This window comes from Blautia faecicola, assembly GCF_004123145.1.
In the GTDB taxonomy this organism is placed as follows: Bacteria; Bacillota; Clostridia; order Lachnospirales; family Lachnospiraceae; genus Oliverpabstia; species Oliverpabstia faecicola.
In genome coordinates this window covers 1,732,917-1,758,058 of the sequence record NZ_SDKC01000001.1, presented here as the reverse complement: position 1 = coordinate 1,758,058, position 25,142 = coordinate 1,732,917, and the positions used below count along the sequence as shown (strand labels likewise).

The following is a 25,142-nucleotide window of genomic DNA, read 5'->3' as shown; positions in this document are numbered from 1 at the left end:
TATGTCAGGACATTCTAAGTTTGCCAACATCAAACATAAGAAAGAAAAGAATGATGCAAAAAAAGGAAAAATCTTTACAATCATCGGTCGTGAGATTGTAATCGCAGTAAAAGAGGGTGGTCCGGATCCGGAAAACAACAGCAAACTGCGTGATGTAATCGCAAAAGCAAAAGCAAACAATATGCCGAACGATACCATCGAACGTGGTATCAAGAGAGCAGCCGGTGATGCCAATGCCGATAACTACGAAGTGATCACATACGAAGGATACGGTCCGAACGGTATCGCAATCATCGTAGACACACTGACCGATAACAAGAACCGTACCGCTGCAAACGTAAGAAGTGCCTTCACAAAAGGAAGCGGAAACGTTGGTACTCCTGGATGTGTATCTTTCATGTTCGATAAAAAAGGTCAGATCATCGTTGCAAAAGAAGACTGTGAGATGGAAGCAGACGACCTGATGATGATGGCACTGGATGCCGGCGCAGAAGACTTCTCCGAAGAAGAAGACTGCTACGAGATCATCACTGATCCGGACGATTTCTCCACAGTACGTGAAGCTCTGGAAAAAGAGGGTGTGGTAATGGCAGAAGCAGAAGTTACCATGATCCCGCAGAACTATGTAGAACTGACAGACGAAACTGCCATCAAGAACCTGCAGAGAACTCTGGATCTTCTGGAAGATGACGATGATGTACAGGCTATATATCACAACTGGGACGAATAATAACGAGTAAAATACATTTACGCCGGACATGGGCTGCCATGTTTCCGGCGTATTTTTTTGCCTTTCCCTGCTCATACTGATTACGAATGTTTTTGATATCACGATAGAAAGGGAGACACATCGTATGAGCAGACAGGAAAATGAAAAAAATCCACAGCCAAAAGCTGAAAAAACAGATAACGCAGCCCCGTTAGAAAGCCGGATCCATCTTCTCACCATCATCGGAGAAGTCGAAGGCCACGAATCGCTGGGCGATCGAACTAAATCCACAAAATACGAAGAAATCCTTCCACGCCTCGCCCTGATTGAGGATGACGATCAGATTGAAGGGATCCTGATCCTTCTTCATACCGTAGGCGGCGATGTGGAAGCCGGACTTGCCATCGCGGAGATGATCGCATCGCTCAGCAAACCGACCGTATCGCTCGTTCTTGGCGGCGGACATTCGATCGGTGTGCCGCTCGCCGTTTCCGCAGATTACAGTTTTATCGTGCCAAGTGCTACCATGGTTTTACATCCGGTGCGTACCAACGGCATGTTTATCGGTGTCATGCAAACCTACCGCAATATGGAAAAGACACAAGACCGGATCACCGGTTTTATCGCCGCTCATTCAGATATCAGCCAGGTGCGCCTGGAGGAACTGATGCTGGATACTTCTATGTTAGTCAAAGATGTCGGAACCATGCTGGAAGGAGAAGATGCCGTCAGAGAAGGACTGATCAACGAGATCGGCGGCATCCGGGATGCACTGAACAAATTAAAAGAACTGATGGATCAGAAAACATCCTCCTTGCAGGCTGAAAAACAGAAGGTTGTCCTGTATTAAAATACGTGTTAAAATATGTGTGAAAACCATTTGTATGTGCTTCTGAAATTCGGAAATACATACAAGCGCACGGGAGGAATGAGATTTTATGAAACGTTGTACAGAATGTGCCCTGTTATTTGAAAACAGTCAGACCCACTGCCCACAATGTGGACGTCTTCTTGTCAAAGATAAAAAAAGTTCCTGTTTTTTTGTGGTTACCGTGCTGGCGATCGTGCTGGCTGCTGCCTGCGGGGTTCTGATTTCTTTTTCTCCGATTATTCCGTAGTCCACACGATTCTGTAAAATTTTCAAAAAGATTCCCATAGAGAAAAAACAGGCGGGAGATTGTATCTCCCGTATTTTTATGGTATAATATTTTTTTGATGTAAGAGAAATAAATAAAAGTAACTATTCAGTAGGTAATAACTGTGAAGGTACTGAACAGTTACAAATAAAATAAGTAAATGAGGATAACCATGAGTTTTTTTGATGCCATGATTCTGGGAATTGTCCAGGGGCTTACGGAATTTCTGCCGATCAGCAGTTCCGGTCATCTGGTCATTCTTGAAAACTTACTGAATATCCGGACAGATACCGGTGTACTTTTTGATGTTCTGCTACATTTCGGTACGCTGTTTGCCATCTGTCTGGTCTTTAAAAAGGATCTTTTCCGTATGTTGGTGGAAACCATACATATTTTTCAGGATCTGACAGCGAACTTGAAAATATATATAAGCAATAAAATGCATAACGCGCAGGTAACGCCTTATCGCAAGATTCTCTATAATAATTATCGCACCATGGTCGTGATGATCCTGGTATCCACGATACCGACCGGTATCATCGGATATCTGATGCGCGGACTTGTGGATACATGGAGTTCTTCTCTTCTGGTTGCCGGACTCGGACTGCTCATCACTGCAGTTTTACTGTTTGTGGTAGATAACTGGCAGCTGGGAAATAAATTACCGAAACATATTACCGTCCCGCAGGCACTTGCAATCGGCATCTGTCAGGGAATCGGTGTGATCCCGGGGATATCCCGTTCCGGTATCACCATTACTGCAGGACTGTTATGCGGTTTCCGCCGCAGCTTTGCCGTTCGATATTCTTTTCTGGTATCGATTCCGGCGATTCTTGGCGCCATGATCCTGGAGTGTGGAAAACTGAAATCCGCATCGATTACCTGGTCACTCGGATTTCATTATGTGGCAGGAATGATTGCCGCAGCAGTTGTCGGATATTTCACGATCCGTTTTATGCTGAACTTTGTAAAACGCAAAAGATTTCGTATTTTTTCTGTTTATTGTTTTATCATGGGAATTATTGCGCTCGTCTGTCATTTTGCCTAGAGCGTGTTTGAAAAAGGCTTTTCGTGAGCTGCGAGTCTCAGTTTGTAGGAGATTTTATCCGAATGAGGGCGGCGTAGCGGGCTACGGCAACCGAATGAGGGTAAAATATACCGCAAAGTGGGGCTTGCAGATTGCGGAAATGATTTTTCAGACACGCTCTAGTGCATCGTCATGTTAGATAAGGGGAGGAGAAGACCAGTTATGCCGTCAACGGGGACACGAAAAAAGAACAATACTGCCAGAAGGAAAACGACCCGTAAAAAAAATCCTTCTGTTAAAAAGCGCCAGAGACAGGCGTATAACCGGGAACTGGTAACAGAGATCACGATTCTGATCGCTCTTGCCGTTTCCGTTCTTCTGGTGATCAGTAACTTTGATATCGGAGGAAAAGTAGGCACTGTGATCAGTCAGTTTTTCTTTGGACTGTTTGGATGGATGGCATATCCGTTTCCGGTGATTCTGTTCCTGGGAACTGCATTTGCTATTGCAAACTCTGACAGCGATCTGATGCCGCGAAAACTGTGGGGTGTCGGATTTGCTTTCTGGTGCCTTACCACGCTGATTCATCTGTTTAGCATGGGGTATCTGAAAGGAGATACCATAAGCGGATATTATACGTACTGTTCACAGCACAAAACCGGCGGCGGCATCATCGGTGGTGCGACAGCAAAGTTCCTGTGCATCTCGTTTGGTACGGCTGGAGCATATGTGCTGCTGTTCATTTTCCTGATTATTTCCGTAATCATCATTACACAGCATACCGTTCTTGCTCCGCTGAAAAAAACCGGTGAAAAAGTATATCAGGAAGCCAGAGAAAATCATGCCCGCCGGGTAGAAGAGCGTGGGGTATTTGCCCTTGAAGAGACAAAGCTTCCACGGGAAAAAGAAATCAAAGAAGCGAAAGAAAATGAAAAAACTGCTGCGAAAGAATCTGCAAAAGAGGAGAAACGCAGACAGCGGGAAGAACGCAGACTGGCACGGGAAGCTGCAAAAGCACAGACAGGAGAATCCCGGCAAAACGACGAAAGAGATTCGGATTCGGAAGCACCGGATGCATCTTCTTCTTTCCTGCCGCAGCTTCATATTGAACGTCCGGAACCGGCTCCCGTACCGGAAGAATCTGCCTATGCGATGCAGCAGGATCTGCCGTTTGACGTACAGGAATTAAAACCGGTCACAAACGAAGAAATGCAGGCTGACCCGGAAGTATCCGAACAGTCAGAAGAAGTTCCTGCCGCACATGCCGAAAAAACGACACGCACTAGGAAATCTCGCTCTTCACAGGAAGAGATTGCAAACGGTATCGAAAATATCCAGCAGGAAATCGCAAAAGAGCCGGTAAAAAAAGAATATATCTTCCCTCCGCTTGATTTCTTAAAGCGGGGAGACCGGAAAGTTTCCGGTGATTCCGATGCGCATCTGCGTGAAACTGCAATGAAATTGCAGACAACGCTGCATAATTTCGGAGTCAATGTGACGATCACCAACGTAAGCTGCGGACCTACCGTTACCCGATACGAACTACAGCCGGAACAGGGTGTAAAGGTCAGTAAAATCGTGGGACTGACTGATGATATCAAGCTGAATCTTGCAGCAGCCGATATCCGTATCGAAGCACCGATACCCGGAAAAGCAGCGGTCGGTATCGAGGTTCCGAATGCCACCAACAGTCCGGTCATGCTCCGGGATCTGTTAGAGACAAAGGAATTCCGCGAATTTCCGTCAGAACTGGCATTTGCCGTCGGCAAAGATATCGGCGGAAAAACCGTTGTGGCAGATATCGGCAAGATGCCGCATCTTCTGATCGCCGGTGCTACCGGGTCCGGTAAATCGGTATGTATCAATACCCTGATCATGAGTATTATCTACAAGGCAAAACCCGAAGAGGTAAAACTGATCATGATCGACCCGAAAGTAGTAGAATTAAGTGTTTATAACGGTATTCCGCATCTGTTCATCCCGGTGGTCACAGATCCTAAAAAAGCAGCGGGAGCGCTGAACTGGGCAGTGGCTGAGATGACCGACCGTTATAATAAATTTGCAGAATATAATGTCCGTGATCTGAAAGGATATAATGCAAAAGTTGCACAGTTAGATGATATCGAGGACGAAAATAAGCCTCAGAAACTGCCCAAGATCGTAATTATCGTGGACGAGCTGGCAGACCTGATGATGGTAGCGCCTGGTGAAGTGGAAGATGCGATCTGCCGTCTGGCACAGCTTGCCAGAGCCGCCGGTATCCATCTGATCATCGCCACCCAGCGACCGTCCGTCAACGTCATCACCGGACTGATCAAGGCAAATATGCCGTCCCGTATCGCATTTTCCGTATCTTCCGGTGTGGATTCCAGAACCATTCTGGATATGAACGGAGCGGAGAAACTTCTGGGCAAAGGAGATATGCTCTATTATCCGCAGGGCTACCAGAAGCCGGTACGACTGCAGGGCGCTTTTGTATCGGATAAAGAAGTGGGAAAAGTTGTGGAATTTCTCACGGACAATCATCAGACCGATCAGGTCTACGACAGCAAAATCACAGATATGATGAACGCCTCCCAGAGCAATGCACCCGGTGGCGGATCCGGACGCGATCTGGACGCCTATTTTGTAGATGCCGGAAAGTTTATTATTGATAAGAATAAAGCATCCATCGGTATGCTGCAACGGATGTTCAAAGTAGGATTTAACCGCGCAGCCCGTATCATGGATCAGCTGTGTGAAGCAGGCGTCGTAGGACCGGAAGAGGGCACAAAGCCACGAAAAGTCCTGATGTCGATGGAAGAATTTGAAAACTATATCGAAGAATGTTTATAACATATATTTAAAGGAGAATAAGAATGAGATGTTCAAATTGTGGAGAGCCGATTGAAGAAGGACGACTTTTCTGTTTGAATTGCGGTCAGGAAGTCCAGTGGGTTCCTGACTATGATTCCTTTGGCGATTATATGGTTCAGGAAAAACTGAAAAAAGAAAAAGAACAGGCAGAAGCCGCCGCTGCGAAAAAACGTGCGGCGATCGCAGCTGAGAACCGCCGTCGGAAAAAAGCGAAGAAAAAACGGACGATTCTGGTATCCATAGCCGGTGTCTTGGTACTGGTTGCTGCCGGTTTGTTTATCAAACTTGGCATGGATAAGAAAAATTACAATGATTTTGATTATCAGATCCGTATGGCGGATACCGCATTTTCCAATCACAAATACGAAGAAAGCTATAAGTTCGTGGAACGTGCCGTCAGCCTGGATGATTCCGATATTGATGCAAAACTCCTTCTGGCACAGGTACAGGTAAAACTGGATAAGACGGATGCGGCAATCAAAACGCTTCAGGATATTATCAGCCAGGAACCGGATAACCAGTCCGCGTATAATCAGCTGATCAAGATTTATATGGAAAATGAGCAGCCGGAAGAAGTCAAATCACTGCTGGATGGCTGTGATAATGATGAGATCTTAAAGAAATTTTCAGCTTACATCAGCAAGAATCCGGTATTCAGTCTTCCGGAAGGCAGCTATGACGAGCCGAAAACACTGTCATTATATGCAAAAGACGATGAGGATAAGATTTACTATACAACAGACGAAACCGATCCGACTACTTCAAGTACTCTGTACACGGACAACATCACACTTGAAGAAGGACAGACAACGATCAAAGCGGTAACGATCAATAAAAATGGCATTCCAAGCGATATTGTCAGCAACACCTACACGATCGCCTACGAAGCACCGGACCCGCCGCAGATTTCTCCGTCATCCGGAACTTTTACCACTGATATGGATACGCATATTTACATCATCGTTCCGGAAGGCTGCAGAGCCTATTATGCTTTTGACAAGAAGCCTACGATTGCCGACGAACAGTACGAGGCAGACAAGCCGGTCAAGATGCTGGAGGGTACCCATACGTTCTATGCGATCCTTGTTGACGAACACAATAAAGTCAGCAGTCCGGGCAGTGCAATTTATAAACTTACGGATGCCAAATAGAAGCTATTGATTTTTCTACATTTTTGTGGCAAAATAGACAGAGGATTATAACACGTTACCCTATGAAATTGTGCCGTGTTAAAATAAAAAATAACTAGGAGGATGTTATGTACAAAATTATTAAAGCGGAAAAGCTGAATGCAGTTGTATATCTCATGGTTGTGGAAGCACCGATGGTAGCAAAGCATTGTCAGCCTGGTCAGTTTGTTATTGTAAAAGAGGACGATGCCGGAGAGCGTATTCCTCTGACAATCTGTGATTACGACAGAGAAGCTGGTACTGTAACCATCGTATTCCAGCCAATCGGAGCATCTACAGAAAAATTTGCAAAACTCCAGGCAGGAGATGTATTTGAAGATTTCGTAGGACCTCTGGGATGTCCGTCCGAATTCGTAAACGAAGATCCGGAAGAACTGAAAAAAGAAAAAATCTTATTCGTAGCAGGTGGAGTGGGTACTGCACCGGTTTACCCACAGGTAAAATGGCTGCATGAACATGGTATTGATGCCGACGTTATCGTTGGTGCAAAGACCAAAGACCTGATCATTCTGGAAAAAGAGATGGAAGCTGTAGCAGGCAACCTGTACATCACAACAGATGACGGATCTTACGGAAGAAGCGGTATGGTAACAAAAGTAATCGAAGATCTGATCGCAGAAGGAAAAACATATACAAAATGTGTATCCATCGGACCTATGATCATGATGAAATTCTGCTGCCTGACCACTCAGAAATACAACATTCCTACTATCGTATCCATGAACCCGATCATGGTAGACGGTACCGGTATGTGCGGAGCCTGTCGTGTCATCGTTGGTGACGAAGTAAAATTCGCATGTGTAGACGGTCCTGAATTTGACGGACATCTGGTTGACTGGAATCTGGCTATGCAGAGACAGCAGATGTACAAAACAGAAGAAGGAAGAGCATTATTAAAACTGCGTGAGGGTGACACTCATCACGGCGGATGCGGACAGTGCGGAGGTGACAAATAATGGGTGACGTATTAAAGAAAGTTCCTGTAAGAGAGCAGGCACCGAAAGTAAGAGCAACAAACTTTGATGAAGTATGTCTTGGATACAACAAAGAAGAAGCAATGGAAGAAGCTTCCAGATGTCTGACCTGTAAAAATGCAAAATGTGTACAGGGATGTCCGGTAAATATCAATATCCCGGCTTTCATCAAAGAAGTAAAAGAAGGCAATTTTGCAGAAGCATACAAAGTAATCGGACAGTCCAGTGCACTGCCTGCAGTCTGTGGTCGTGTATGTCCGCAGGAAACACAGTGTGAAGGAAAATGTATCCGCGGTATCAAAGGCGAAGCCGTATCCATCGGTAAACTGGAACGTTTCGTAGCTGACTGGGCAAAAGAAAACGGTATCAAACCGGAAGCTCCGGCAGAGAAAAACGGTCATAAAGTTGCAGTTATCGGTTCCGGTCCTTCCGGTCTGACCTGCGCAGGTGACCTGGCAAAACTTGGTTACGATGTAACCATCTTCGAAGCACTGCATCAGGCCGGTGGTGTTCTGGTTTATGGTATTCCGGAATTCCGTCTGCCGAAAGACAAAGTTGTAAAAGCAGAAGTAGAAAACGTAAAATCTCTTGGCGTTAAGATCAACACCAACGTTATCATCGGTAAATCCACAACAGTAGACGAACTGATGGAAAAAGAAGGATTCGAAGCTGTATTTATCGGATCCGGTGCAGGTCTGCCAATGTTCATGGGTATCCCGGGTGAAGTATCCAACGGTGTCTTCTCCGCAAATGAATACCTGACAAGAAGTAACCTGATGAAAGCTTTCCGCGATGACCATGACACACCGATCGTAACCGGTAAGAAAGTTGTTGTTGTCGGCGGTGGTAACGTAGCAATGGATGCTGCAAGAACCGCTCTTCGTCTGGGTGCTGAAGTACATATCGTATACAGAAGAAGTGAAGAAGAACTGCCTGCAAGACGTGAAGAAGTACATCACGCAAAAGAAGAGGGCGTTATCTTTGATCTGCTGACCAACCCGACGGAAATCATCGCTGATGAAAAAGGCTGGGTAAAAGCAATCAAATGTGTTCGCATGGAACTGGGCGAGCCGGATGCATCCGGAAGAAGACGTCCGGTTGTTATCGAAGGTTCCGAGTTCGAAATGGACGTAGATACTGTTATCATGTCCCTGGGAACTTCCCCGAACCCGCTGATTTCTTCTACAACGATTGGTCTGGACATCAACAAGAGAAAATGTATCATCGCTGACGAAGAGACTGGTGCTACATCCAAAACCGGTGTATATGCCGGTGGTGATGCCGTTACCGGTGCAGCTACTGTTATCCTGGCTATGGGTGCCGGTAAAGCAGCAGCAAAAGGAATCGATGAGTTCATCAAAAATAAAACAAAATAATCAGTAACAACTGATTGCAACTGCCGGAGGACTTTTTCTACGCTGAGAATCTTCCGGCAGTTTTTACTTTACAGGAGTTTACCACAAAAATAAGTTACCATAATAGCATTATGTCAACTCTTTCTTTTTCCTTAATATTTTCCTGCCTGCTTGTGAGTTAAAAGATTCCATGCTATAATGAAAAACAGAAACGCATAAGATACACAAGAAAAATGCAGATAGTCTGCATGAAAAAGGAGAACTATATGACGTGGACAAGATTTGATCTAAAAGAGAGAGGCAAAGCAGCCTTTCAGCGTAACTACTGGCGCAGTGTACTTGTTGCATTGATTCTGATGATATTCGTCAATGGTGGCAGCAGTGCGATATCCAATACCTGGAATCAGGTAACTTCTTCCAGCGATTCCAATGATTCTTATTATACAGAATACTTTGATGATGGAATTGTCGGAAACGTATACAGTTCCGGAACTTCTATTCCAGGCATGCTGGTAAGTGGAGTTGTTGCCGCTGTCGTAGGTGGAGCCATGATTGTCGGTGTACTGCTCCGGATCTTCCTTCTGAATCCTCTGGAAGTCGGCGGCTGCCGGTTCTTTATGGAGAATTCTGAATATCAGCCAACCGTCGGAAGACTGGGATACGCTTTCCAGAACGGCATGTATGGAAAAACAGTACTGACTTTGTTTTTGCGAAAACTGTTTATTGGTCTGTGGGCCCTGCTTCTGATCGTTCCCGGTATTGTAAAATCCTATGAATACCGCATGGTTCCGTTCCTTCTGGCAGATGATCCGAACATGACAAGACAGGATGCTTTCCGTCTCAGCAAAGAACTGATGTATGGACAGAAATGGGATACCTTTGTACTGGATCTTTCCTTTATCGGATGGTCCCTGCTTTCCGTGTGTACCTGTGGACTGCTGGCAATCTTCTATGTGAATCCTTATGTTCAGGCAACGAACGCTGAACTGTTCCTGGAGTTGAAACGTCAGTATTTCGCAAACCGTCAGAACGCATATCCAAGTATGTAAAGGAACGGTTACCCATATATGAAGATTACATTATTAACAGTAGGCAAGATCAAAGAAAAATATCTCCGGGATGCCATTGCCGAGTATTCCAAACGTCTCAGCAAATACTGCAAACTGGAGATCGTTGAAGTAGCCGATGAAAAGACACCGGATCACGCCAGCGAAGTGGTGGAAAAAAGTATCCGGGATAAAGAAGGCGAACGCCTGATGCGTTATATCCGGGATGATGATTATGTGATCACTTTGGAAATTGGCGGAAAGATGCTCGATTCCGTTGCATTTTCCCGTCAGTTGGGGAATCTTGGCATCCAGGGACAGAGCCATATCTGCTTTGTGATCGGTGGTTCGATCGGGCTCGGGGATGCACTTTTGAAGCGTTCCAACTATGCGCTGAGTTTTTCGAAAATGACATTTCCGCATCAGCTGATGCGGGTGATCCTGCTCGAACAGATCTACCGTTCTTACCGGATCATGACGAATCAGCCTTATCACAAGTAAAACAGCAACAAAACGAGACCTTGACTCGTTACCCGCGTAACTATAAGGTCAGGAGATTACTGTCTGTAATATAATCTCCTGACCTTTTTCTATCTATTCAAAGGAATGAAATTTGCCCAATCCCGTTATCCATCAGCATCTCTGACAGACTCGTTTATATCTTCTCCGCCAGTTCCGACAACGGCGCAAAATGATACCCCATTTCTTCCCATTTTGTCAGCAGTTCATCCAGAATCTGCGCGTTGGTGGAAGAGGTACTGTGAAGCAGCACGACGGCTCCCGGATGGATCCGTTTTAACAATTTGTCAAAAGCTGCTTCTTTTGTCGGCTGCTGATCCTGGATCCAGTCCACATAGGCAAGGCTCCAGAAAAAGGTCTTATAGCCGAGATTACTCGCCATCTGTAAATTTTGCGTATTGTATTTGCCCTGCGGCGGGCGATAGAAGCGGGTAAGTTCTTCCCCGGTGATTTCCTGATACCGTGTTTCCACATCCTTCAGCTCTTTTTCAAAAGCTGCCACGTCAGAGATTTTTGACATTTCCGGATGGTGCCAGGTGTGATTTCCCACCGTATGACCTTCCACCACCATCTGTTTTACCAGTTCCGGACTGGTTTCGAGAAAGTTTCCAACTACAAAAAAAGTGCCCTTCGCATTGTGCTTTTTCAGTGCTTCCAGGATCGCGGGCGTGTTGCCGTTTTCATATCCTGCATCAAACGTAAGATAAATCACTTTTTCATCCGTCGGATCCATATAGGCGGCATGGTAGGTTTTTAATTCTTCCGCCGACACATTTCCTGTTGGTTTTTCTCCTTCCTGCCCAAAGCCGAGTCCCCAGTTTTCGGTTTCCGGATATATTACCTGCCCGGCAGTTTCCAGATCTTTCTTCTGTGCATGGCAGTGCAGTGCCGCACCGACAAAAAAGCAGGCGATCAGTACCACAATTCCGGTAAGAAGATCCATTTCCCGGATCTTTTTTCCTCTCTGCACCCATTGGTTTATACGGTTCAGATGCTTCATACATACTCTTTTCTTTTTCCGTCTTTACTGTATATGCCGGAGGGCAGGGCAGTATTCGCCACTTGTATTCTGGCAGTACAGACGGTATAATATAGAGTAATGACTTAGAGAAAAAAGGAGTACATATGAATTTTCAATCAATAGAAGACTATATCACCCAGTTTCCCATTTATCAGTATGCGTTTCTTTCCATCGATGATATTGAGTTCAACGATAAAGTCCGCACGATCTGCAAACGGGAATGTCCAAGATACGGCAAATCCTGGTCATGTCCACCTGCAGTCGGAACCGTAGACAAATGCAAAGAACGCTGCCAGCAGTACACACACGCGCTGCTGTTTTCTTCTGTGGCAGAAGTGCCGGATTATTCCAATATGGATGCCCTGCTTGCCACCAAACGGGAACATGAGGAAATCACCGCAAAAATCGAAGCATTTTTAAAGCAGGATGCCTGGAGATGTTATACACTGTCCACCGATTCCTGTTCCATCTGCGATAAATGCACCTACCCGAAAAAATCCTGTAATCACCCGGATCTGATGCATCCGTGTATTGAAAGCCACGGAATCCTGCTGACAAAAAATATCGAAGACAATCACATGGATTATTATATGGGCGAACAGATGGTTCTCTGGTTTTCTCTGATTTTCCTGCGGGAAGCATAAAGAACGGAAAAATCCCATAGACTGAATAATAAACACCGGGAGCGTTCTGTGAAAAGAGCAAAAAAAGCAACGGTGAGAGAGCGTCTGGCTGATCTGCTGGAACTTCCCGGCGATCTGGCATATAACGGATGTATCATCACACTGATCGGTGAGCGGGAGATTCTTCTGGAAAATTACCGGAGTATCCTGGAATATCGCTCCGACCATCTGCTGGTACTGACCGGAAACGGCAAGATACGCATTCAGGGTGTTGCCCTGCATGTCCTTTATTATACAGAACTCGAGATGAAAGTGACGGGACAGATCACTTCTGTTCTGTACGAAATCTGACAGCAGCGATCGGGAGGTACGTTCTTGGATTCTATGGGAAAATATATCCGCGGCTACGTCCGCATCCGTCTGGAAAGCCCTGCACCGGAACGGTTTTTCAGTCTTTGTGTACATAATCGGATTCCCCTTCGGAATCTGACACAGGAAGGTTCCTGCTATGAGATGGAACTTTCCGCCCGGGATTTTCTGCGTCTTGGCCGTTTTCGCCGGAAAACAAATGCCCGGATCCACATTTTACGAAAAAACGGTCTGCCTTTCTTTTTACACCGTGCGCAAAAAAGAAAGGCTTTTTTTCTCGGAATACTTCTTGGGCTGGTGCTGTTAGCGATATGTTCCTTTCGCATCTGGGATATTCAGATTGCAGGAAACCGCTATTATACCACACCGGTTCTTCTTGAGACGCTTTCCGAATGGGAGATCAGCTGTGGCATGGCAAAAAGAAATGTTGATTGCCAGAAACTGATGCAAAAGATCCGCCAGACCTTTCCCGGCATCGTCTGGGTGTCAGCAAGACTGGAGGGAACCTGCCTGATCATCGACATCAAAGAAAATGATGAAATCCCGCAGGAAACACCCGTGAAAGAAGATACCCGCAGCTGCTGGGATCTCACCGCACCGTGGGATGGCACCGTCGTCAGCATCATAACCCGCGCCGGCATGCCACTGGTAAAACCGGGAGATCTCTGTAAAAAAGGGGATATTCTGGTATCCGGAGCGGTTGCCATTTTGGACAATGACAGTCAGATCCAGCGCTACGAATATGTACGTTCCGATGCGGATATCGTCATAGAAACCCGATTTCCCTATTATGATGAATTCTCCCGGACGATCACGGTAAAGTCCTATCCGGGCGAACAGAAAACCTATCCTTTTTTTACTTTATTCGGAACGGATATTTCCTGGTATCACACCCCGAAAAACACTTCTGAGATCTACCGCACCGAACGGCAGCTCACCCTTACTCCCAGCTTTTATCTGCCCGTCACCGTCGGCGAGATCATAACGATTCCCTATGAGAAAAAGTCTTATTGTTACACACCGGAAGAAGCTCTGGAACTTTCACAAAAACACCTGCAGAATTTCCTGAAAAATCTGGTAAGTGAAAACGCCGTTATCCTTTCCCGGTATATCCAGATAAAGCTTACTGCAAACCGCTGCCGCTCACAGGGCTATATCACCATACAGATCCCGGGAAGCGACAAATCCGCTGTCACTCCGAAAGAATTTCCGGATCTGTCTGCGGAAACAACAGAATAGAAAAGCGGAAATTCTTACAAAAAACAGAAAATTCATAAAAAGGGGTTCAATTCCACCGAAATGGTGATAAAATAAAGAAATAGAATGTCCGTGTTGACATCTAAAAAGAAAAACAGTTACGAAAGGACAAGATGAATGGCGGCAAGAATCATCGAACAGTTGATAGAAATTCCGGCAGAACATGAGAGAAATATTTTCGGGCAGTTTGATGAACACATCAAAAAGATCGAACGCACCCTGCAGGTGACGCTGATCTCCCGTGACGGCGTGCTGAAGATTGTCGGACCGGCTCCGAATGTACAGAAAGCAGAGAGTATCATCCGGGAATTGCTGGGTCTTTCTGTCAGAGGAAATACCATTCAGAGTCAGAATGTGGATTATGCACTGTCACTGACCATGGAAGAGAAAGAGGCTTCGCTGGTGGAGATGGATAAAGATTGTATCTGTCACACGATCAACGGAAGACCGGTCAAACCAAAGACCCTGGGACAGAAAGCATATGTGGATAAGATCCGGGAAGATATGATCGTCTTCGGCGTAGGACCTGCCGGTACCGGTAAAACCTACCTTGCCATGGCAATGGCGATCACAGCATTCCGAAACGACGAAGTGGGAAGAATCATCCTGACCCGTCCTGCCATCGAAGCAGGAGAAAAACTCGGATTTCTTCCGGGAGATCTGCAAAGCAAGGTAGACCCTTATCTGCGTCCGCTTTATGACGCGCTGTATCAGATCATGGGACCGGAGAGCTTTGCAAAAAATATGGAGAAAGGGCTGATTGAGGTTGCACCTCTCGCCTATATGCGTGGACGTACGCTGGACAATGCATTTATCATTCTGGATGAAGCGCAGAATACCACACCGGCGCAGATGAAGATGTTCCTGACCCGTATCGGTTTTGGCTCAAAAGTCATTATCACCGGAGACTCTTCGCAGAAAGACCTTCCTTCTGGTCAGAAATCAGGTCTGGAGATGGCACTTCAGGTACTGAAAAAAGTGGAAGGCATCTCGATCTGCCAGCTGACCAGCAAAGACGTTGTCCGTCACCCGCTGGTACAGAAGATTGTACAGGCATATGAAGCCTACGAAAAGAAACACCCGGAAAAACCGGCACCACAGAAGAATCAGAGACGGAGGGGAAACAGTTATGAGTATTGATTTTTCCAATGAACAGGATCAGACTTTTGATTTTGATTTTCTGAAGGTCGCAGAAGATGTGATGGAGACCGTTCTGGATCAGGAAGGATGTCCCTATGAGTCGCAGGTCTGCCTGGTTCTGACAGATAATGAGACGATCCATAAAACCAATCTGGAATATCGCCAGATCGACCGGGCAACGGATGTACTTTCTTTCCCGATGGTGGATTTTCCGGCACCGGCAGATTATTCTGTTCTGGAAGACGACGACAGCTGCTTTGATCCGGAGAGCGGCGAACTGCTTCTGGGGGACATCATGATCTCCATACCAAAAGCAGTGGAACAGGCGGAAGCTTACGGACACAGCGTAAAAAGAGAATATGCATTTTTAGTTGCCCACAGTATGCTGCATCTTCTGGGCTATGACCATATGGTGGACGAGGAACGTATCGTCATGGAACAGAAGCAGGAGAAGGCTCTCCAGCAGTTACAGATTGGCAGAGATTAACGATTTTATTACATGAAAAGGAGATCACATATGAAAAAATATGCAAAACTGATCATCACTCTTGGACTGGCAGGCGGTATCATGCTGGCAGGATGTCAGAAAAATGAAACTGCGGAAGCAGAACCGACAGCTACGCCGGAGCCGACACAGGAAGCAGAAGCAACACCGGAACCGACAGCCATGGCTGCCGAAGAACCGGAACCGACCGAAGATCCGATTCCTGACGGCTATGTGGTAAGTTATCTGACCGGCGAATACGTTCCGGAATCCATCGGAAGAAGACGCCCGGTAGCCGTTATGCTCAACAACTTAAAACCGGCCTGCCCGCAGGCCGGTATCGCTAACGCAGGTGTTGTATACGAAGCGCCGGTAGAGGGCGGTATCACCCGTCTGATGGGTGTATTTGAAGATTACGATAATCTGGAAAAGATCGGTTCTGTACGAAGCTGCCGTGATTACTATATCTTCTATGCATCAGGATTTGACGCGATCTATACGCATTACGGACAGTCTGCTTACGCACTTCCGTTCCTGGAGTTACCGGAAGTAAATAACATCAGCGGACTGGCAGGATACGGGGATCAGGTATTTTACCGTACCACCGACAGAAAATCCCCACACAACGCATATACAAGCTTTGAGGGCATCCAGAAAGGTATCGAGATCAACGGCTACAGCCAGGAATACGATGAAGACTTCCAGCCGGGATATGCATTCTGCGGCGTGGACGATGAAGTGGAACTTCCGGCAGAGACCGAAGCAAACGTTGTAAAACCTGGGTATTTCCTGAACGAGCCATGGTTTGAATACAATCCGGAGGACAAATTGTATTATCGTTTCCAGTATGGCGACAAACAGATCGATGAGCTGACCGGTGAGCAGATTGCTTATAAAAACATTATTCTGCAGTATTCTTCCTGGAGAAAATACGATGAAAACGGTTATCTGAACATCGATGTTGACGAACCGAACGTAGGAAAATACATCGTAAACGGAAAAGCCATTGATATCACCTGGAAAAAACATACCCCATGGGGTGCTACTTTCTACTATGATACCAATGGAAACCAGATCACCATGGATACCGGTAAGACCTGGGTATGTATCATCCAGGATACTTACGCAGACCGTGTAGAGATTCTTGGTTCCGATGACAATTCCGATACTTCTGCCGACACACAGGGCAGTGAGGAACAGGCGGCAGCAGAAGAGGCTGCGGCATCGGATACCGAATATTAGAAAACAGCATAAGCATTTATTTATGAATAAGACAGGAAACATTCGCTGATACTGTAAGAAAAAGGAGTGTTCTATATGCGCCGATTCTCTTACGTACTCATCGTCTGTTCCTGTCTTTTTCTTTTAACTGCCGGATATTATTTCAGCTATCAGCTTGGGAATTCCGATCAGCCAGAGATACAGCCACCCACGACACAGGAGACGGAACAGATTCTACAGCCGTCTTATCTGATTCGCATCGTAGATGGAAAAGTCGTGATCCAGCATTCGGATGGTTCTGTCTATGAGACGACAGAGATTTCTGAGGAAAGTCTGCCGTCTTCTGTCAGGGAAAAGATTCAAAAAGAGTACCGTCTGAATTCCCGTCAGGAGCTTTACAGCTTTCTCGAAAACTACTCCAGCTAAAAAAATACTGGAACTTTCCCCTGTAGTGCGGTACAATGTTATAGAATATTGCGATTGCGAAAGCAAGTCCGCATATGTAAGTAATACAGGCAGGAGAGTAAGACGAATGAATACAGCATTTCGTGAAAAACTGAAAGATAAACAACGAATCGTCATCAAAATCGGTTCTTCTTCGCTGACCCATCCGGATACCGGCTATCTGGATCTGATCAAACTGGAGGTTCTGGTCCGTGAGATCAGTGATCTGAGAAATCAGGGAAAAGATGTGATCCTGGTTTCTTCCGGCGCGATCATGGTGGGAAGTAAAACCATGGGTTACGATCGAAAACCGTCGAAAATGGCACAGAAACAGGCTTGTGCGGCCATCGGACAGGCAAAACTCATGATGATCTATCAGAAATTATTTGCAGAATACAATCAGGTTGCCAGTCAGATCCTGATGACCAAACACACGATTCTGAATAATCTGAACCGGTTAAACGCAAAAAATACATTTGAAGAACTCTTACGCATGGGTGCGATCCCCATCGTAAATGAAAATGATACCATATCCACTTACGAGATTGAATTTGGTGATAACGATACCCTGTCCGCAGTGGTTTCCGCTATGGTAGGTGCCGATCTTCTGATCCTTCTTTCGGATATCGATGGATTGTTTACCGACGATCCGCATAAGAATCCGGAAGCCAAATTTATTGATGTGGTGGAAGAACTGGACGAGCATCTGCTGTCCATGGGAAAGGGAAGTACCGGAAGCAATGTGGGAACCGGCGGTATGGCAACCAAACTGACCGCAGCCGAGATTGCAAGTGCTGCCGGAACCGACATGATTATCGCCAACGGTGCAGACTTTCATGTCATCCATAAGATCATGCAGGGACGCGCTTATGGAACCTTATTCCTGTCCCACAAGAAAAATGATTTTTACGTTCTGGATTTTCTGGAACGGATACTGTAAAAGGAGAACAGCAACATGGATCAAAAAGGAATTGACCGTATCAACGAACTTGCCAGAAAGGCAAAAACACAGGAACTGACACCGGAAGAGAAAAAAGAACAGCATAAACTTCGAAAAGAATTTATCGCAAGTGTCCGCATGAATCTCCGTTCTCAGCTGGATAACATCAACATTCAGGAAAAAGACGGAAGTATCACCAATTTGGGAGAAAAATATGGAAACAAAGAAAGTCATTAGAAAAGAGATTTTCCGGCGCAGAAAAGAAGCCGATCCGATCGCTGTCCATAAAAACAGTGAACAGATCTGGCAGAAACTTTTCTCACTTCCTGCTTTTCAGGAAAGCGACTGGATCTATCTGTACATAGACTGTAAAAACGAAGTTATGACAGACGGAATCATCGAAGAAGCGTTCCGTCTCGGAAAAAAAGTGGCAGCTCCAAAGGTTGTCGGAGAGGATATGATCTTTTATCAGATCTCACACCCAGAGGATCTGGAACCGGGATATTTTGGCATCCGCGAACCGAAAACGGATCTTCCGGTTGCAGACGGAGAGGATGGACTGATGGTAATGCCAGGAGTCGCATTCGACGATCGGCGCCACCGGGTAGGATACGGCGGAGGCTTTTATGACCGGTATCTTAGCAAACATACCCGTCATTTTACCGCAGCACTGGCATTTGAATTTCAGATGATGGAAGAAGTTCCGACCGAACCGACCGATCTGCTGCCGGATGTGGTAATCACAGAGAAAACTATTTACCGGTAAGTACTGCCAGACAGGAACTTACAGAAGGGAGAATGCATATGGAATACCTGGATAATATCGGAAAACGGGCGCAGGCCGCAAAACCGGATCTGCAGCATCTCAAAAGTGAAGAAAAAAATCAGATTTTAAGAAAATCTGCCGACAATCTGAAGCTCCATGCAGCCAAGATCCTGGCTGCCAACGAAAAAGATATGGAAAAAGGCCGGACAAACGGCATGTCCCAGGGACTTCTGGACCGTCTTTTATTAACGGAAGATCGTATCGCACAGATCGCAGAAGGTCTGTATCAGATTGCCGCCCTCGATGATCCGATCGGCGAGGTGCTCGGCATGAAACAGCGTCCGAACGGTCTTCGCATCGGTCAGAAGCGTGTACCCCTCGGTGTTGTCGGTATTATCTATGAGGCGCGTCCAAATGTAACTGCCGATGCCTTCGGTCTTTGCTTTAAGACCAGCAATGTCGTGATCTTAAAGGGCGGAAGCGATGCATTTCATTCGATCCAGGCGATCGTAACCTGCATCCGCCGGACACTGTCCGATTCAAATGTGAATCCGGACGCGCTGCTTCTCATCGAAGACACCTCCAGAGAGACCACCGCTGCATTCATGAAGCTGAATCAGTATGTGGATGTTCTGATTCCGAGAGGAGGCGCTGGACTGATCCGCGCCGTCGTGGAAAACAGCACGATCCCGGTCATTGAAACCGGTACCGGCAACTGCCATATCTTTGTCGATGCCACCGCAGACCTTTCAATGGCTGTGGATATCATCATCAACGCCAAGACCCAGAGGGTAGGTGTATGCAACGCCTGTGAGTCCCTTCTGATCCACAGAGACGTAAAAGAGAAACTGCTCCCGGTTCTTGCTGCACGCTTGCAGGAAAAACATGTGGAGATCCGCGGCGATCAGGAAGTCTGTGAACTGGTTCCTGACGCAGTCGCTGCAACCGAAGAAGACTGGGGGAAAGAGTACCTGGACTATGTCATCTCCATGAAGACCGTAGATTCCGTGGAGGAGGCAATCGCCCATATCAACCGCTACAATACCGGTCACTCGGAAGCGATCATCACCGAAAGTTATACCAACGCGCAGAAGTTCCTCGATGAAGTCGACGCAGCCTGCGTATATGTCAACGCATCCACCAGATTCACCGATGGATTTGAATTTGGTTTCGGTGCGGAGATCGGTATCAGCACGCAGAAACTTCACGCAAGAGGTCCGATGGGTCTTCTTGCACTGACCACCACAAAATATATCATCTATGGAAACGGACAGGTTCGTCCGTAAACCATATCCTGAACGGACATCTGTGACAGCGACGAAAAACGGTAAAACAGATGTCCGTTTTTCTAAAACATACATTTCTTCCCAGTATCCTCATATATCCGTTTTTGTTTAGTAAAAAAGTAAAACTCATAAAATTTTTCAATCTTTCAATTTAAAAAATGCATGGCGCATTTAGTAAAACCATGTTTTCTTCCAGATTCTACTTCTTTTTGTGCATATTCCATAAAAATTCAATGGTAAATTTTGATAAAAATTCTGGACCAGTGATAACACGGATGCCTGCGACCGCCTGACCATTCAGGATACATATTCTTATATTTACCAGATCAAGGCGATGCGTGCATGGGTAACCGATTGTGAAGAAGACTGCCGTTCAAATTTGTTTTTGAACGGCAGTCTTTTTACACATTTTTCTTCTCTGGTTCTAAAATACGATCTGCCTCATATATACATAAAAGGGGAAATATTTCCCATCAATCTTATGACACAGGGAGGTTTGTATGATTACGTTAAATCAATCCTATACTTATGAAGAACTCCTCCGCAATCTGCAGGAATCCGTTGCACAGTATCCAGATTTCACGGTATACAAAGAAGTGGGGGAGAGCCATGACGAACGATCGATTCCGATGCTTCGTGTCGGACTTGGACTGGACGCGCTGATTCTGACGGCAGGTATCCATGGAAAAGAATCCATCAATCCGGTGCTTCTGACTAGGATGGCGCAGGAATACAGTCAGGCTTATCAGGACAACTTGAATATGGGAAATTATCCGGTACGGGAATTGCTCGACCACTGTTCGATCTGTTTTCTTCCCATCGTCAACCCGGACGGTTATGTGATCGCCACCGAGAGTTTCAACGCGATCCGCAATCCCATTCTCCGACAGGCATGCAAAATGCGCGGCGTGGACTGGCCCTACTGGAAATACAACGCAAGAACGGTCGATATCAACCGGAATTTTCCATGCAAATCCTACATTCAGCAGCAGTTCGGCGAGTATCCCGCCAGTGAACAGGAAACCAAGGCACTGATCCGTGTCTTTGAACAGTGTGATACGATCGGCTATCTCGATTTTCATTCCAGAGGACGCATCATCTACTATTATCGGCAGGCGATGCCATTTTCCTATAACCAGCGCAATCACAAGCTGGCGCGGTATATGCAGAAATTATCGAATTACTCTCTCGGAAAACAGGAGGAAGAGTATCTCTCCCGTTTAAACGGCGGAAGTCCTGTGAATTATTATTCCGAACTGCTGCACAGACCGGCGATCACCGTAGAGACGGTAGAAGAGAACGCTGATTTTCCACTCAATCCGTCCTGCCAGGAACGGACTTACGAAGAAATCCGCATGCTGCCGCTTGAGATCATTGCACAATCCGTCGGAAATTCTGAACCGTTGAAAAATCCACAGAAAATCAGATAATAATCCCTTTACATGCGGTGAGTGAAATTCTATACTGAGTATATGAAAATATCAGGCTTTCTGGTACAGAAGCAGCCGGTATCAAAATCTTTGTATATACGGGGGAATCTCACATATGGATAAAAAAGTAATACTGATCTCCATCGATGGACTCAGACCGGATGCCGTGGAAACCTGCGGTCATTCTTTTGTAAACACACTGAAAGAAAACGGATGCTATTCCCTGGATGCAAGTTCTGTTGTGCCACCGGTTACCCTGCCGGCGCATACCTCGATCTTTTACAGCGTACCGCCCATCCGCCACGGGATTATCACCAACGACTACATGCCGCCGGTACGACCGATCCGCGGACTGGCAGAACAGCTGGAGCGTGCTGACAAAACCTGTGCCGCTTTCTATGGCTGGGAACCGATGCGCCATGTATGGACATCTGGAAATATGAAATATTCTTTTTTCGTCAATGAATACGAAGAGGACAATTCGGATCTACTGCTCACGCAGGAAGCCCTTTCCCTGATTGCCCGGAAAGAGCCGGATTTTGTGTATCTGTATCTGGTGGAAACAGACGACAAAGGCGGTCACGACCACGGCTGGATGACACCGGAATATATGCACCAGGTAAACAATGCATTTTCCTGCGTCCAGCAGGTCTACGAAGCCGTCCATGATCGATACACCATCGTGATCACCGCTGACCACGGCGGTCACGACCGAGGACACGGCGAAAACATCCCGGAAGATATGACGATCCCAATGTTCTTTGTAGGAAAAGAATTCCCTAAGGGCGTGCAGCTGCATGGACTTACCCTGCTTGATCTTGCACCGACGATTGCAGATCTTATGGAGATCTCGAAGTCTAGAGAGTGGGAAGGAACATCGGTATTGGAAAAATTAGCTTGATCTATACCCTGAGGATTCTGTTTCGGATTCTCAGGGTATTCTTTTCTGTTTCATTTTCTCAATCTGTGGTATAATAAATATTATATTTTATCGCAACAGAAAGGACGAAAACATCATGTCAGACACCAAACAGATCTTATCCCCTTATTTTAAAAGCATCGTTGATCAGGACCGACTTTCTATTGTAATCTGTGATCTGGAACATACGATTATTTATATGAATCCTGCTGCCATCAAAGATTATCATAAGTATGGCGGGGCAGCGCTGATCGGGAAAAGCCTCTTAAACTGTCACAACGCGGATTCGAATACGAAGATTCATCAGATCATCAACTGGTTTGCAGCGGATTCATCACACAATATCGTTTATACGTCACATAACGAAAAGAAATTAAAAGATGTTTATGTGATTGCTTTACGGGATGAAGACGGAACACTGATCGGCTATTATGAGAAACACGAATATCGGACACCCGAAACAATGAAGACTTATGATCTCTGGTAACTCCAGGAGATTGTGTCGATAACTATCAAACTATATTTGCAAAGGAGAACATATATTATGAACGTAGAAGTAAAAAGAGATGGATTAACCTTACGTGGAGAACTGGTAGTGCCGGAAAAAGATAGTTATGACATTGCTATTCTCATGCACGGATTTACCGGAAACCGCAACGGAGAATTACTGACGGCTCTTGCCGATGCTCTGCTAGAAAAAGGGGTTGCTTCTGTCCGGTTTGATTTTAACGGACATGGAGACAGCGACGGAAAGCTGGAAGATATGACCGTGTTAAATGAGATTGCAGATGCAAAAGTAATTCTCGATCATGTCAGATCTCTGGAGCATGTCCGTAACATCTTCCTGTTCGGTCATTCCCAGGGCGGTGTGGTTGCAAGTATGATCGCCGGATACTATCCGGAAGTTTTCAAAAAGGTAATCCTGTCTGCCCCGGCTGCTACCTTAAAAGATGATGCCATCAAAGGAGAGTGCCAGGGAACCACTTACGATCCTGTACAGATCCCGGATAAAATCCATGTACACGAACACACCATCGGTGGTTTTTACTTCCGTATCGCACAGAATCTGCCAATCTATGAGATTGCTTCCCACTACACCGGAGAAGTTCTGTTGCTGCATGGTGACAGCGATCCAGTTGTAAATAAGATTGCTTCGGAACGCTACCATGACGTCTATAAAAACAGTAAACTGCACATCGTAAAAGGAGCCGATCACGGATTTGGTCCAAGCATGCAGCCGGAAGCAACGCAGGCAGCTGTTGATTTTTTCTGCAAAGAAGACTAAAATGACCAATCATCTTGCTTTTGATATCTTATAAAAACGCTGGGAGAACAGATACTATGACAACAAGAGAAGAAGCACTGGCTTACGGTCTGTCGTTTGACAATGTTTACGAAGAAAAACCGTTTCACGATCCCAACTGGCAGCTTGTCCGGGTTCGTGGAAGTAAAAAAGCATTTCTCTGGATCTATGAGCGCAACGGCTTTATCAATCTGAACGTGAAGGTTGCGCCTGAATGGCGGGATTTCTGGCGCTCTGCCTATGATTCGGTAACTGCCGGCTATCATCTGAACAAGGAACACTGGAACACGATCATTCTGGACGGAACGATCCCAGAAAAGGAGATCCGCCGGATGATTGCCGAAAGTTATGATCTGGTCACAGACAGTCCAACCAAACGGATCTACGAAGCAGTAAAACAGATTCCGAAAGGTCATGTGGCGACCTATGGTCAGATCGCAGCCATGGCTGGTGAGCCGAAGATGGCAAGAGCGGTAGGAAATGCGCTGCACAAGAATCCGGATCCGGAACACATTCCCTGTTTTCGCGTCGTCAACGCCAAAGGTGAACTCGCCGGAGCCTTCGCCTTCGGCGGCGAGCAGGTACAGGCACGGCTTCTGGAAGAAGATGGGGTGGAAGTGGTTGACGGGAAGGTCGATCTGGATAAGTATGGGATGCAAACAATAATATAAAATATTTATAATTAAACAAAAAGAAAGTTTCTTCTGCTATACCTATAGAAACTTTCTTTTTTGTTTTGACTAATTTTTCTGTTGTCATGTTAGCTGACCCGCAGCCATAGCCTAAAATTATGTATTTTAGAAGTTTATTTTCTACTTAACCAGCGCCTCCATCACCGCATATGTTCCTTTCTCACAGATCTACTCCAGATAATTGCAGACCGCCGTTTCGAATCCTGTAATCTCTGTCAGATCTTCACCCCAGAACGCAGTGTTCGTACATACGGCATGAACAAAATCTTTTACATTGTCATCCCTGTGGGCATAATAAAATTCCAGAACCGTCCGTTCGTCTTTGATCGTATAAGAATTGCCTTCCCTGTCCCCAATCAGTCCGTCTTCCGTCAGTGTATGACCGTGGAAGAAAGCGATATAAAAGGCAAGCATGCGCGCCGCTTAAGATGCGGA

Annotated in this window: 29 protein-coding genes; 27 read left to right on the top strand and 2 right to left on the bottom strand. The window is 46.0% G+C overall.

Annotation, left to right across the window (positions count from 1 at the left end; genetic code table 11):
- Position 1 precedes the first annotated feature (1 nt).
- The 11 genes from ETP43_RS07925 to rlmH all read left to right on the top strand — a co-directional run bounded on the left by ETP43_RS07925 (position 2) and on the right by rlmH (position 10,794).
- Positions 2 to 730, top strand: coding sequence for a YebC/PmpR family DNA-binding transcriptional regulator (locus ETP43_RS07925; protein WP_129257673.1), 729 nt, complete (start codon positions 2 to 4; stop codon positions 728 to 730).
- A 124-nt stretch (positions 731 to 854) separates the two neighbouring features.
- Positions 855 to 1,559 carry a ClpP family protease gene (locus tag ETP43_RS07920; RefSeq protein WP_129257672.1) on the top strand — a complete coding sequence of 235 codons (705 nt, stop codon included), beginning with the start codon at positions 855 to 857 and terminating at the stop codon, positions 1,557 to 1,559.
- A gap of 88 nt (positions 1,560 to 1,647) precedes the next feature.
- The gene (locus tag ETP43_RS07915; RefSeq protein ID WP_129257671.1) at positions 1,648 to 1,827 is read left to right on the top strand and encodes a hypothetical protein; all 180 of its coding nucleotides are present in this window, start codon (positions 1,648 to 1,650) and stop codon (positions 1,825 to 1,827) included.
- Between the two features lie 190 nt (positions 1,828 to 2,017).
- Positions 2,018 to 2,893 carry an undecaprenyl-diphosphate phosphatase gene (locus ETP43_RS07910; protein WP_129259526.1) on the top strand — a complete coding sequence of 292 codons (876 nt, stop codon included), beginning with the start codon at positions 2,018 to 2,020 and terminating at the stop codon, positions 2,891 to 2,893.
- Positions 2,868 to 3,071, top strand: a complete 204-nt coding sequence (locus ETP43_RS18410; protein ID WP_408608688.1) for a DUF6783 domain-containing protein — start codon at positions 2,868 to 2,870, stop codon at positions 3,069 to 3,071. Before ETP43_RS07910 ends, ETP43_RS18410 begins: the two co-directional genes overlap by 26 nt.
- 23 nt (positions 3,072 to 3,094) lie before the next feature.
- Positions 3,095 to 5,707, top strand: a complete 2,613-nt coding sequence (locus tag ETP43_RS07905; protein WP_129257669.1) for an FtsK/SpoIIIE family DNA translocase — start codon at positions 3,095 to 3,097, stop codon at positions 5,705 to 5,707.
- Positions 5,708 to 5,730: 23 nt separating this feature from the next.
- Complete coding sequence (locus tag ETP43_RS07900; protein WP_129257667.1) at positions 5,731 to 6,879, top strand: chitobiase/beta-hexosaminidase C-terminal domain-containing protein; 1,149 nt, start codon at positions 5,731 to 5,733, stop codon at positions 6,877 to 6,879.
- Between the two features lie 107 nt (positions 6,880 to 6,986).
- A complete protein-coding gene (locus ETP43_RS07895) occupies positions 6,987 to 7,874 on the top strand; it encodes a sulfide/dihydroorotate dehydrogenase-like FAD/NAD-binding protein (protein ID WP_022398605.1) in 888 nt (295 codons plus the stop codon).
- Complete coding sequence (gene gltA / locus ETP43_RS07890) at positions 7,874 to 9,268, top strand: NADPH-dependent glutamate synthase (protein ID WP_022398606.1); 1,395 nt, start codon at positions 7,874 to 7,876, stop codon at positions 9,266 to 9,268. Before ETP43_RS07895 ends, gltA begins: the two co-directional genes overlap by 1 nt.
- A 245-nt stretch (positions 9,269 to 9,513) precedes the next feature.
- Positions 9,514 to 10,296 carry a DUF975 family protein gene (locus ETP43_RS07885; RefSeq protein WP_129257665.1) on the top strand — a complete coding sequence of 261 codons (783 nt, stop codon included), beginning with the start codon at positions 9,514 to 9,516 and terminating at the stop codon, positions 10,294 to 10,296.
- Between the two features lie 18 nt (positions 10,297 to 10,314).
- The gene (gene rlmH, locus ETP43_RS07880) at positions 10,315 to 10,794 is read left to right on the top strand and encodes a 23S rRNA (pseudouridine(1915)-N(3))-methyltransferase RlmH (protein ID WP_129257663.1); all 480 of its coding nucleotides are present in this window, start codon (positions 10,315 to 10,317) and stop codon (positions 10,792 to 10,794) included.
- Between the two features lie 154 nt (positions 10,795 to 10,948).
- Here rlmH and ETP43_RS07875 read toward each other — a convergent pair whose 3' ends face one another.
- Positions 10,949 to 11,755 carry a polysaccharide deacetylase family protein gene (locus tag ETP43_RS07875; protein ID WP_370825548.1) on the bottom strand — a complete coding sequence of 269 codons (807 nt, stop codon included), beginning with the start codon at positions 11,753 to 11,755 and terminating at the stop codon, positions 10,949 to 10,951.
- Positions 11,756 to 11,937: 182 nt separating this feature from the next.
- On the opposite strand from ETP43_RS07875, the gene ETP43_RS07870 reads away from it, so the two are divergent.
- The 16 genes from ETP43_RS07870 to ETP43_RS07790 all read left to right on the top strand — a co-directional run bounded on the left by ETP43_RS07870 (position 11,938) and on the right by ETP43_RS07790 (position 24,686).
- Positions 11,938 to 12,477 (top strand): DUF2284 domain-containing protein, encoded by a 540-nt coding sequence (locus ETP43_RS07870; protein ID WP_022398610.1) that lies wholly within the window; start codon positions 11,938 to 11,940, stop codon positions 12,475 to 12,477.
- A gap of 48 nt (positions 12,478 to 12,525) precedes the next feature.
- Positions 12,526 to 12,807: a YabP/YqfC family sporulation protein gene (locus ETP43_RS07865; protein WP_022398611.1), complete on the top strand. Its 282-nt coding sequence runs from the start codon at positions 12,526 to 12,528 to the stop codon at positions 12,805 to 12,807.
- Positions 12,808 to 12,840: 33 nt separating this feature from the next.
- Entirely contained in the window at positions 12,841 to 14,064 is a 1,224-nt protein-coding gene (locus ETP43_RS07860) for a sporulation protein YqfD (RefSeq protein ID WP_243114331.1), read from the top strand.
- A 135-nt stretch (positions 14,065 to 14,199) separates the two neighbouring features.
- Positions 14,200 to 15,222: a PhoH family protein gene (locus ETP43_RS07855; RefSeq protein ID WP_022398613.1), complete on the top strand. Its 1,023-nt coding sequence runs from the start codon at positions 14,200 to 14,202 to the stop codon at positions 15,220 to 15,222.
- Positions 15,212 to 15,709 carry an rRNA maturation RNase YbeY gene (gene ybeY, locus ETP43_RS07850; protein WP_129257657.1) on the top strand — a complete coding sequence of 166 codons (498 nt, stop codon included), beginning with the start codon at positions 15,212 to 15,214 and terminating at the stop codon, positions 15,707 to 15,709. The genes ETP43_RS07855 and ybeY overlap by 11 nt, the downstream gene beginning before the upstream one ends.
- A gap of 30 nt (positions 15,710 to 15,739) precedes the next feature.
- The gene (locus tag ETP43_RS07845; protein ID WP_129257656.1) at positions 15,740 to 16,948 is read left to right on the top strand and encodes a DUF3048 domain-containing protein; all 1,209 of its coding nucleotides are present in this window, start codon (positions 15,740 to 15,742) and stop codon (positions 16,946 to 16,948) included.
- Between the two features lie 75 nt (positions 16,949 to 17,023).
- Entirely contained in the window at positions 17,024 to 17,353 is a 330-nt protein-coding gene (locus ETP43_RS07840) for a hypothetical protein (RefSeq protein WP_022398616.1), read from the top strand.
- A 106-nt stretch (positions 17,354 to 17,459) separates the two neighbouring features.
- Positions 17,460 to 18,311 (top strand): glutamate 5-kinase, encoded by an 852-nt coding sequence (gene proB, locus ETP43_RS07835; protein WP_022398617.1) that lies wholly within the window; start codon positions 17,460 to 17,462, stop codon positions 18,309 to 18,311.
- Between the two features lie 15 nt (positions 18,312 to 18,326).
- Positions 18,327 to 18,548 (top strand): DUF896 domain-containing protein, encoded by a 222-nt coding sequence (locus ETP43_RS07830; protein ID WP_129257655.1) that lies wholly within the window; start codon positions 18,327 to 18,329, stop codon positions 18,546 to 18,548.
- The gene (locus ETP43_RS07825; RefSeq protein ID WP_022398619.1) at positions 18,526 to 19,077 is read left to right on the top strand and encodes a 5-formyltetrahydrofolate cyclo-ligase; all 552 of its coding nucleotides are present in this window, start codon (positions 18,526 to 18,528) and stop codon (positions 19,075 to 19,077) included. Before ETP43_RS07830 ends, ETP43_RS07825 begins: the two co-directional genes overlap by 23 nt.
- Positions 19,078 to 19,115: 38 nt before the next feature.
- The gene (locus tag ETP43_RS07820; protein ID WP_129257654.1) at positions 19,116 to 20,363 is read left to right on the top strand and encodes a glutamate-5-semialdehyde dehydrogenase; all 1,248 of its coding nucleotides are present in this window, start codon (positions 19,116 to 19,118) and stop codon (positions 20,361 to 20,363) included.
- 500 nt (positions 20,364 to 20,863) lie between these two features.
- Positions 20,864 to 21,793 (top strand): M14 family zinc carboxypeptidase, encoded by a 930-nt coding sequence (locus ETP43_RS07810; protein ID WP_129257653.1) that lies wholly within the window; start codon positions 20,864 to 20,866, stop codon positions 21,791 to 21,793.
- Positions 21,794 to 21,908: 115 nt separating this feature from the next.
- Positions 21,909 to 22,694, top strand: a complete 786-nt coding sequence (locus ETP43_RS07805) for an alkaline phosphatase family protein (RefSeq protein ID WP_129257652.1) — start codon at positions 21,909 to 21,911, stop codon at positions 22,692 to 22,694.
- Between the two features lie 115 nt (positions 22,695 to 22,809).
- Positions 22,810 to 23,199 (top strand): PAS domain-containing protein, encoded by a 390-nt coding sequence (locus ETP43_RS07800; RefSeq protein WP_022172481.1) that lies wholly within the window; start codon positions 22,810 to 22,812, stop codon positions 23,197 to 23,199.
- A 57-nt stretch (positions 23,200 to 23,256) separates the two neighbouring features.
- Positions 23,257 to 23,997: an alpha/beta hydrolase family protein gene (locus ETP43_RS07795; RefSeq protein ID WP_207668917.1), complete on the top strand. Its 741-nt coding sequence runs from the start codon at positions 23,257 to 23,259 to the stop codon at positions 23,995 to 23,997.
- 56 nt (positions 23,998 to 24,053) lie between these two features.
- Positions 24,054 to 24,686: a methylated-DNA--[protein]-cysteine S-methyltransferase gene (locus ETP43_RS07790; protein ID WP_022172483.1), complete on the top strand. Its 633-nt coding sequence runs from the start codon at positions 24,054 to 24,056 to the stop codon at positions 24,684 to 24,686.
- 189 nt (positions 24,687 to 24,875) lie between these two features.
- On the opposite strand, the gene ETP43_RS07785 is transcribed toward ETP43_RS07790, so the two are convergent.
- On the bottom strand, positions 24,876 to 25,121 hold the full coding sequence (locus tag ETP43_RS07785) for a hypothetical protein (RefSeq protein ID WP_022172484.1): 246 nt from the start codon (positions 25,119 to 25,121) through the stop codon (positions 24,876 to 24,878).
- Positions 25,122 to 25,142: the final 21 nt, after the last annotated feature.

Bases quoted from the DNA above. Each gene is read 5' to 3' on its own strand.
- ETP43_RS07925 (WP_129257673.1), top strand. From the start codon at position 2: ATGTCAGGACATTCTAAGTTTGCCAACATCAAACATAAGAAAGAAAAG.
- ETP43_RS07920 (WP_129257672.1), top strand. From the start codon at position 855: ATGAGCAGACAGGAAAATGAAAAAAATCCACAGCCAAAAGCTGAAAAA.
- ETP43_RS07915 (WP_129257671.1), top strand. From the start codon at position 1,648: ATGAAACGTTGTACAGAATGTGCCCTGTTATTTGAAAACAGTCAGACC.
- ETP43_RS07910 (WP_129259526.1), top strand. From the start codon at position 2,018: ATGAGTTTTTTTGATGCCATGATTCTGGGAATTGTCCAGGGGCTTACG.
- ETP43_RS07905 (WP_129257669.1), top strand. From the start codon at position 3,095: ATGCCGTCAACGGGGACACGAAAAAAGAACAATACTGCCAGAAGGAAA.
- ETP43_RS07900 (WP_129257667.1), top strand. From the start codon at position 5,731: ATGAGATGTTCAAATTGTGGAGAGCCGATTGAAGAAGGACGACTTTTC.
- ETP43_RS07895 (WP_022398605.1), top strand. From the start codon at position 6,987: ATGTACAAAATTATTAAAGCGGAAAAGCTGAATGCAGTTGTATATCTC.
- gltA (WP_022398606.1), top strand. From the start codon at position 7,874: ATGGGTGACGTATTAAAGAAAGTTCCTGTAAGAGAGCAGGCACCGAAA.
- ETP43_RS07885 (WP_129257665.1), top strand. From the start codon at position 9,514: ATGACGTGGACAAGATTTGATCTAAAAGAGAGAGGCAAAGCAGCCTTT.
- rlmH (WP_129257663.1), top strand. From the start codon at position 10,315: ATGAAGATTACATTATTAACAGTAGGCAAGATCAAAGAAAAATATCTC.
- ETP43_RS07875 (WP_370825548.1), bottom strand. From the start codon at position 11,755: ATGGATCTTCTTACCGGAATTGTGGTACTGATCGCCTGCTTTTTTGTC.
- ETP43_RS07870 (WP_022398610.1), top strand. From the start codon at position 11,938: ATGAATTTTCAATCAATAGAAGACTATATCACCCAGTTTCCCATTTAT.
- ETP43_RS07860 (WP_243114331.1), top strand. From the start codon at position 12,841: ATGGGAAAATATATCCGCGGCTACGTCCGCATCCGTCTGGAAAGCCCT.
- ETP43_RS07855 (WP_022398613.1), top strand. From the start codon at position 14,200: ATGGCGGCAAGAATCATCGAACAGTTGATAGAAATTCCGGCAGAACAT.
- ybeY (WP_129257657.1), top strand. From the start codon at position 15,212: ATGAGTATTGATTTTTCCAATGAACAGGATCAGACTTTTGATTTTGAT.
- ETP43_RS07845 (WP_129257656.1), top strand. From the start codon at position 15,740: ATGAAAAAATATGCAAAACTGATCATCACTCTTGGACTGGCAGGCGGT.
- ETP43_RS07840 (WP_022398616.1), top strand. From the start codon at position 17,024: ATGCGCCGATTCTCTTACGTACTCATCGTCTGTTCCTGTCTTTTTCTT.
- proB (WP_022398617.1), top strand. From the start codon at position 17,460: ATGAATACAGCATTTCGTGAAAAACTGAAAGATAAACAACGAATCGTC.
- ETP43_RS07830 (WP_129257655.1), top strand. From the start codon at position 18,327: ATGGATCAAAAAGGAATTGACCGTATCAACGAACTTGCCAGAAAGGCA.
- ETP43_RS07825 (WP_022398619.1), top strand. From the start codon at position 18,526: ATGGAAACAAAGAAAGTCATTAGAAAAGAGATTTTCCGGCGCAGAAAA.
- ETP43_RS07820 (WP_129257654.1), top strand. From the start codon at position 19,116: ATGGAATACCTGGATAATATCGGAAAACGGGCGCAGGCCGCAAAACCG.
- ETP43_RS07810 (WP_129257653.1), top strand. From the start codon at position 20,864: ATGATTACGTTAAATCAATCCTATACTTATGAAGAACTCCTCCGCAAT.
- ETP43_RS07805 (WP_129257652.1), top strand. From the start codon at position 21,909: ATGGATAAAAAAGTAATACTGATCTCCATCGATGGACTCAGACCGGAT.
- ETP43_RS07800 (WP_022172481.1), top strand. From the start codon at position 22,810: ATGTCAGACACCAAACAGATCTTATCCCCTTATTTTAAAAGCATCGTT.
- ETP43_RS07795 (WP_207668917.1), top strand. From the start codon at position 23,257: ATGAACGTAGAAGTAAAAAGAGATGGATTAACCTTACGTGGAGAACTG.
- ETP43_RS07790 (WP_022172483.1), top strand. From the start codon at position 24,054: ATGACAACAAGAGAAGAAGCACTGGCTTACGGTCTGTCGTTTGACAAT.
- ETP43_RS07785 (WP_022172484.1), bottom strand. From the start codon at position 25,121: ATGCTTGCCTTTTATATCGCTTTCTTCCACGGTCATACACTGACGGAA.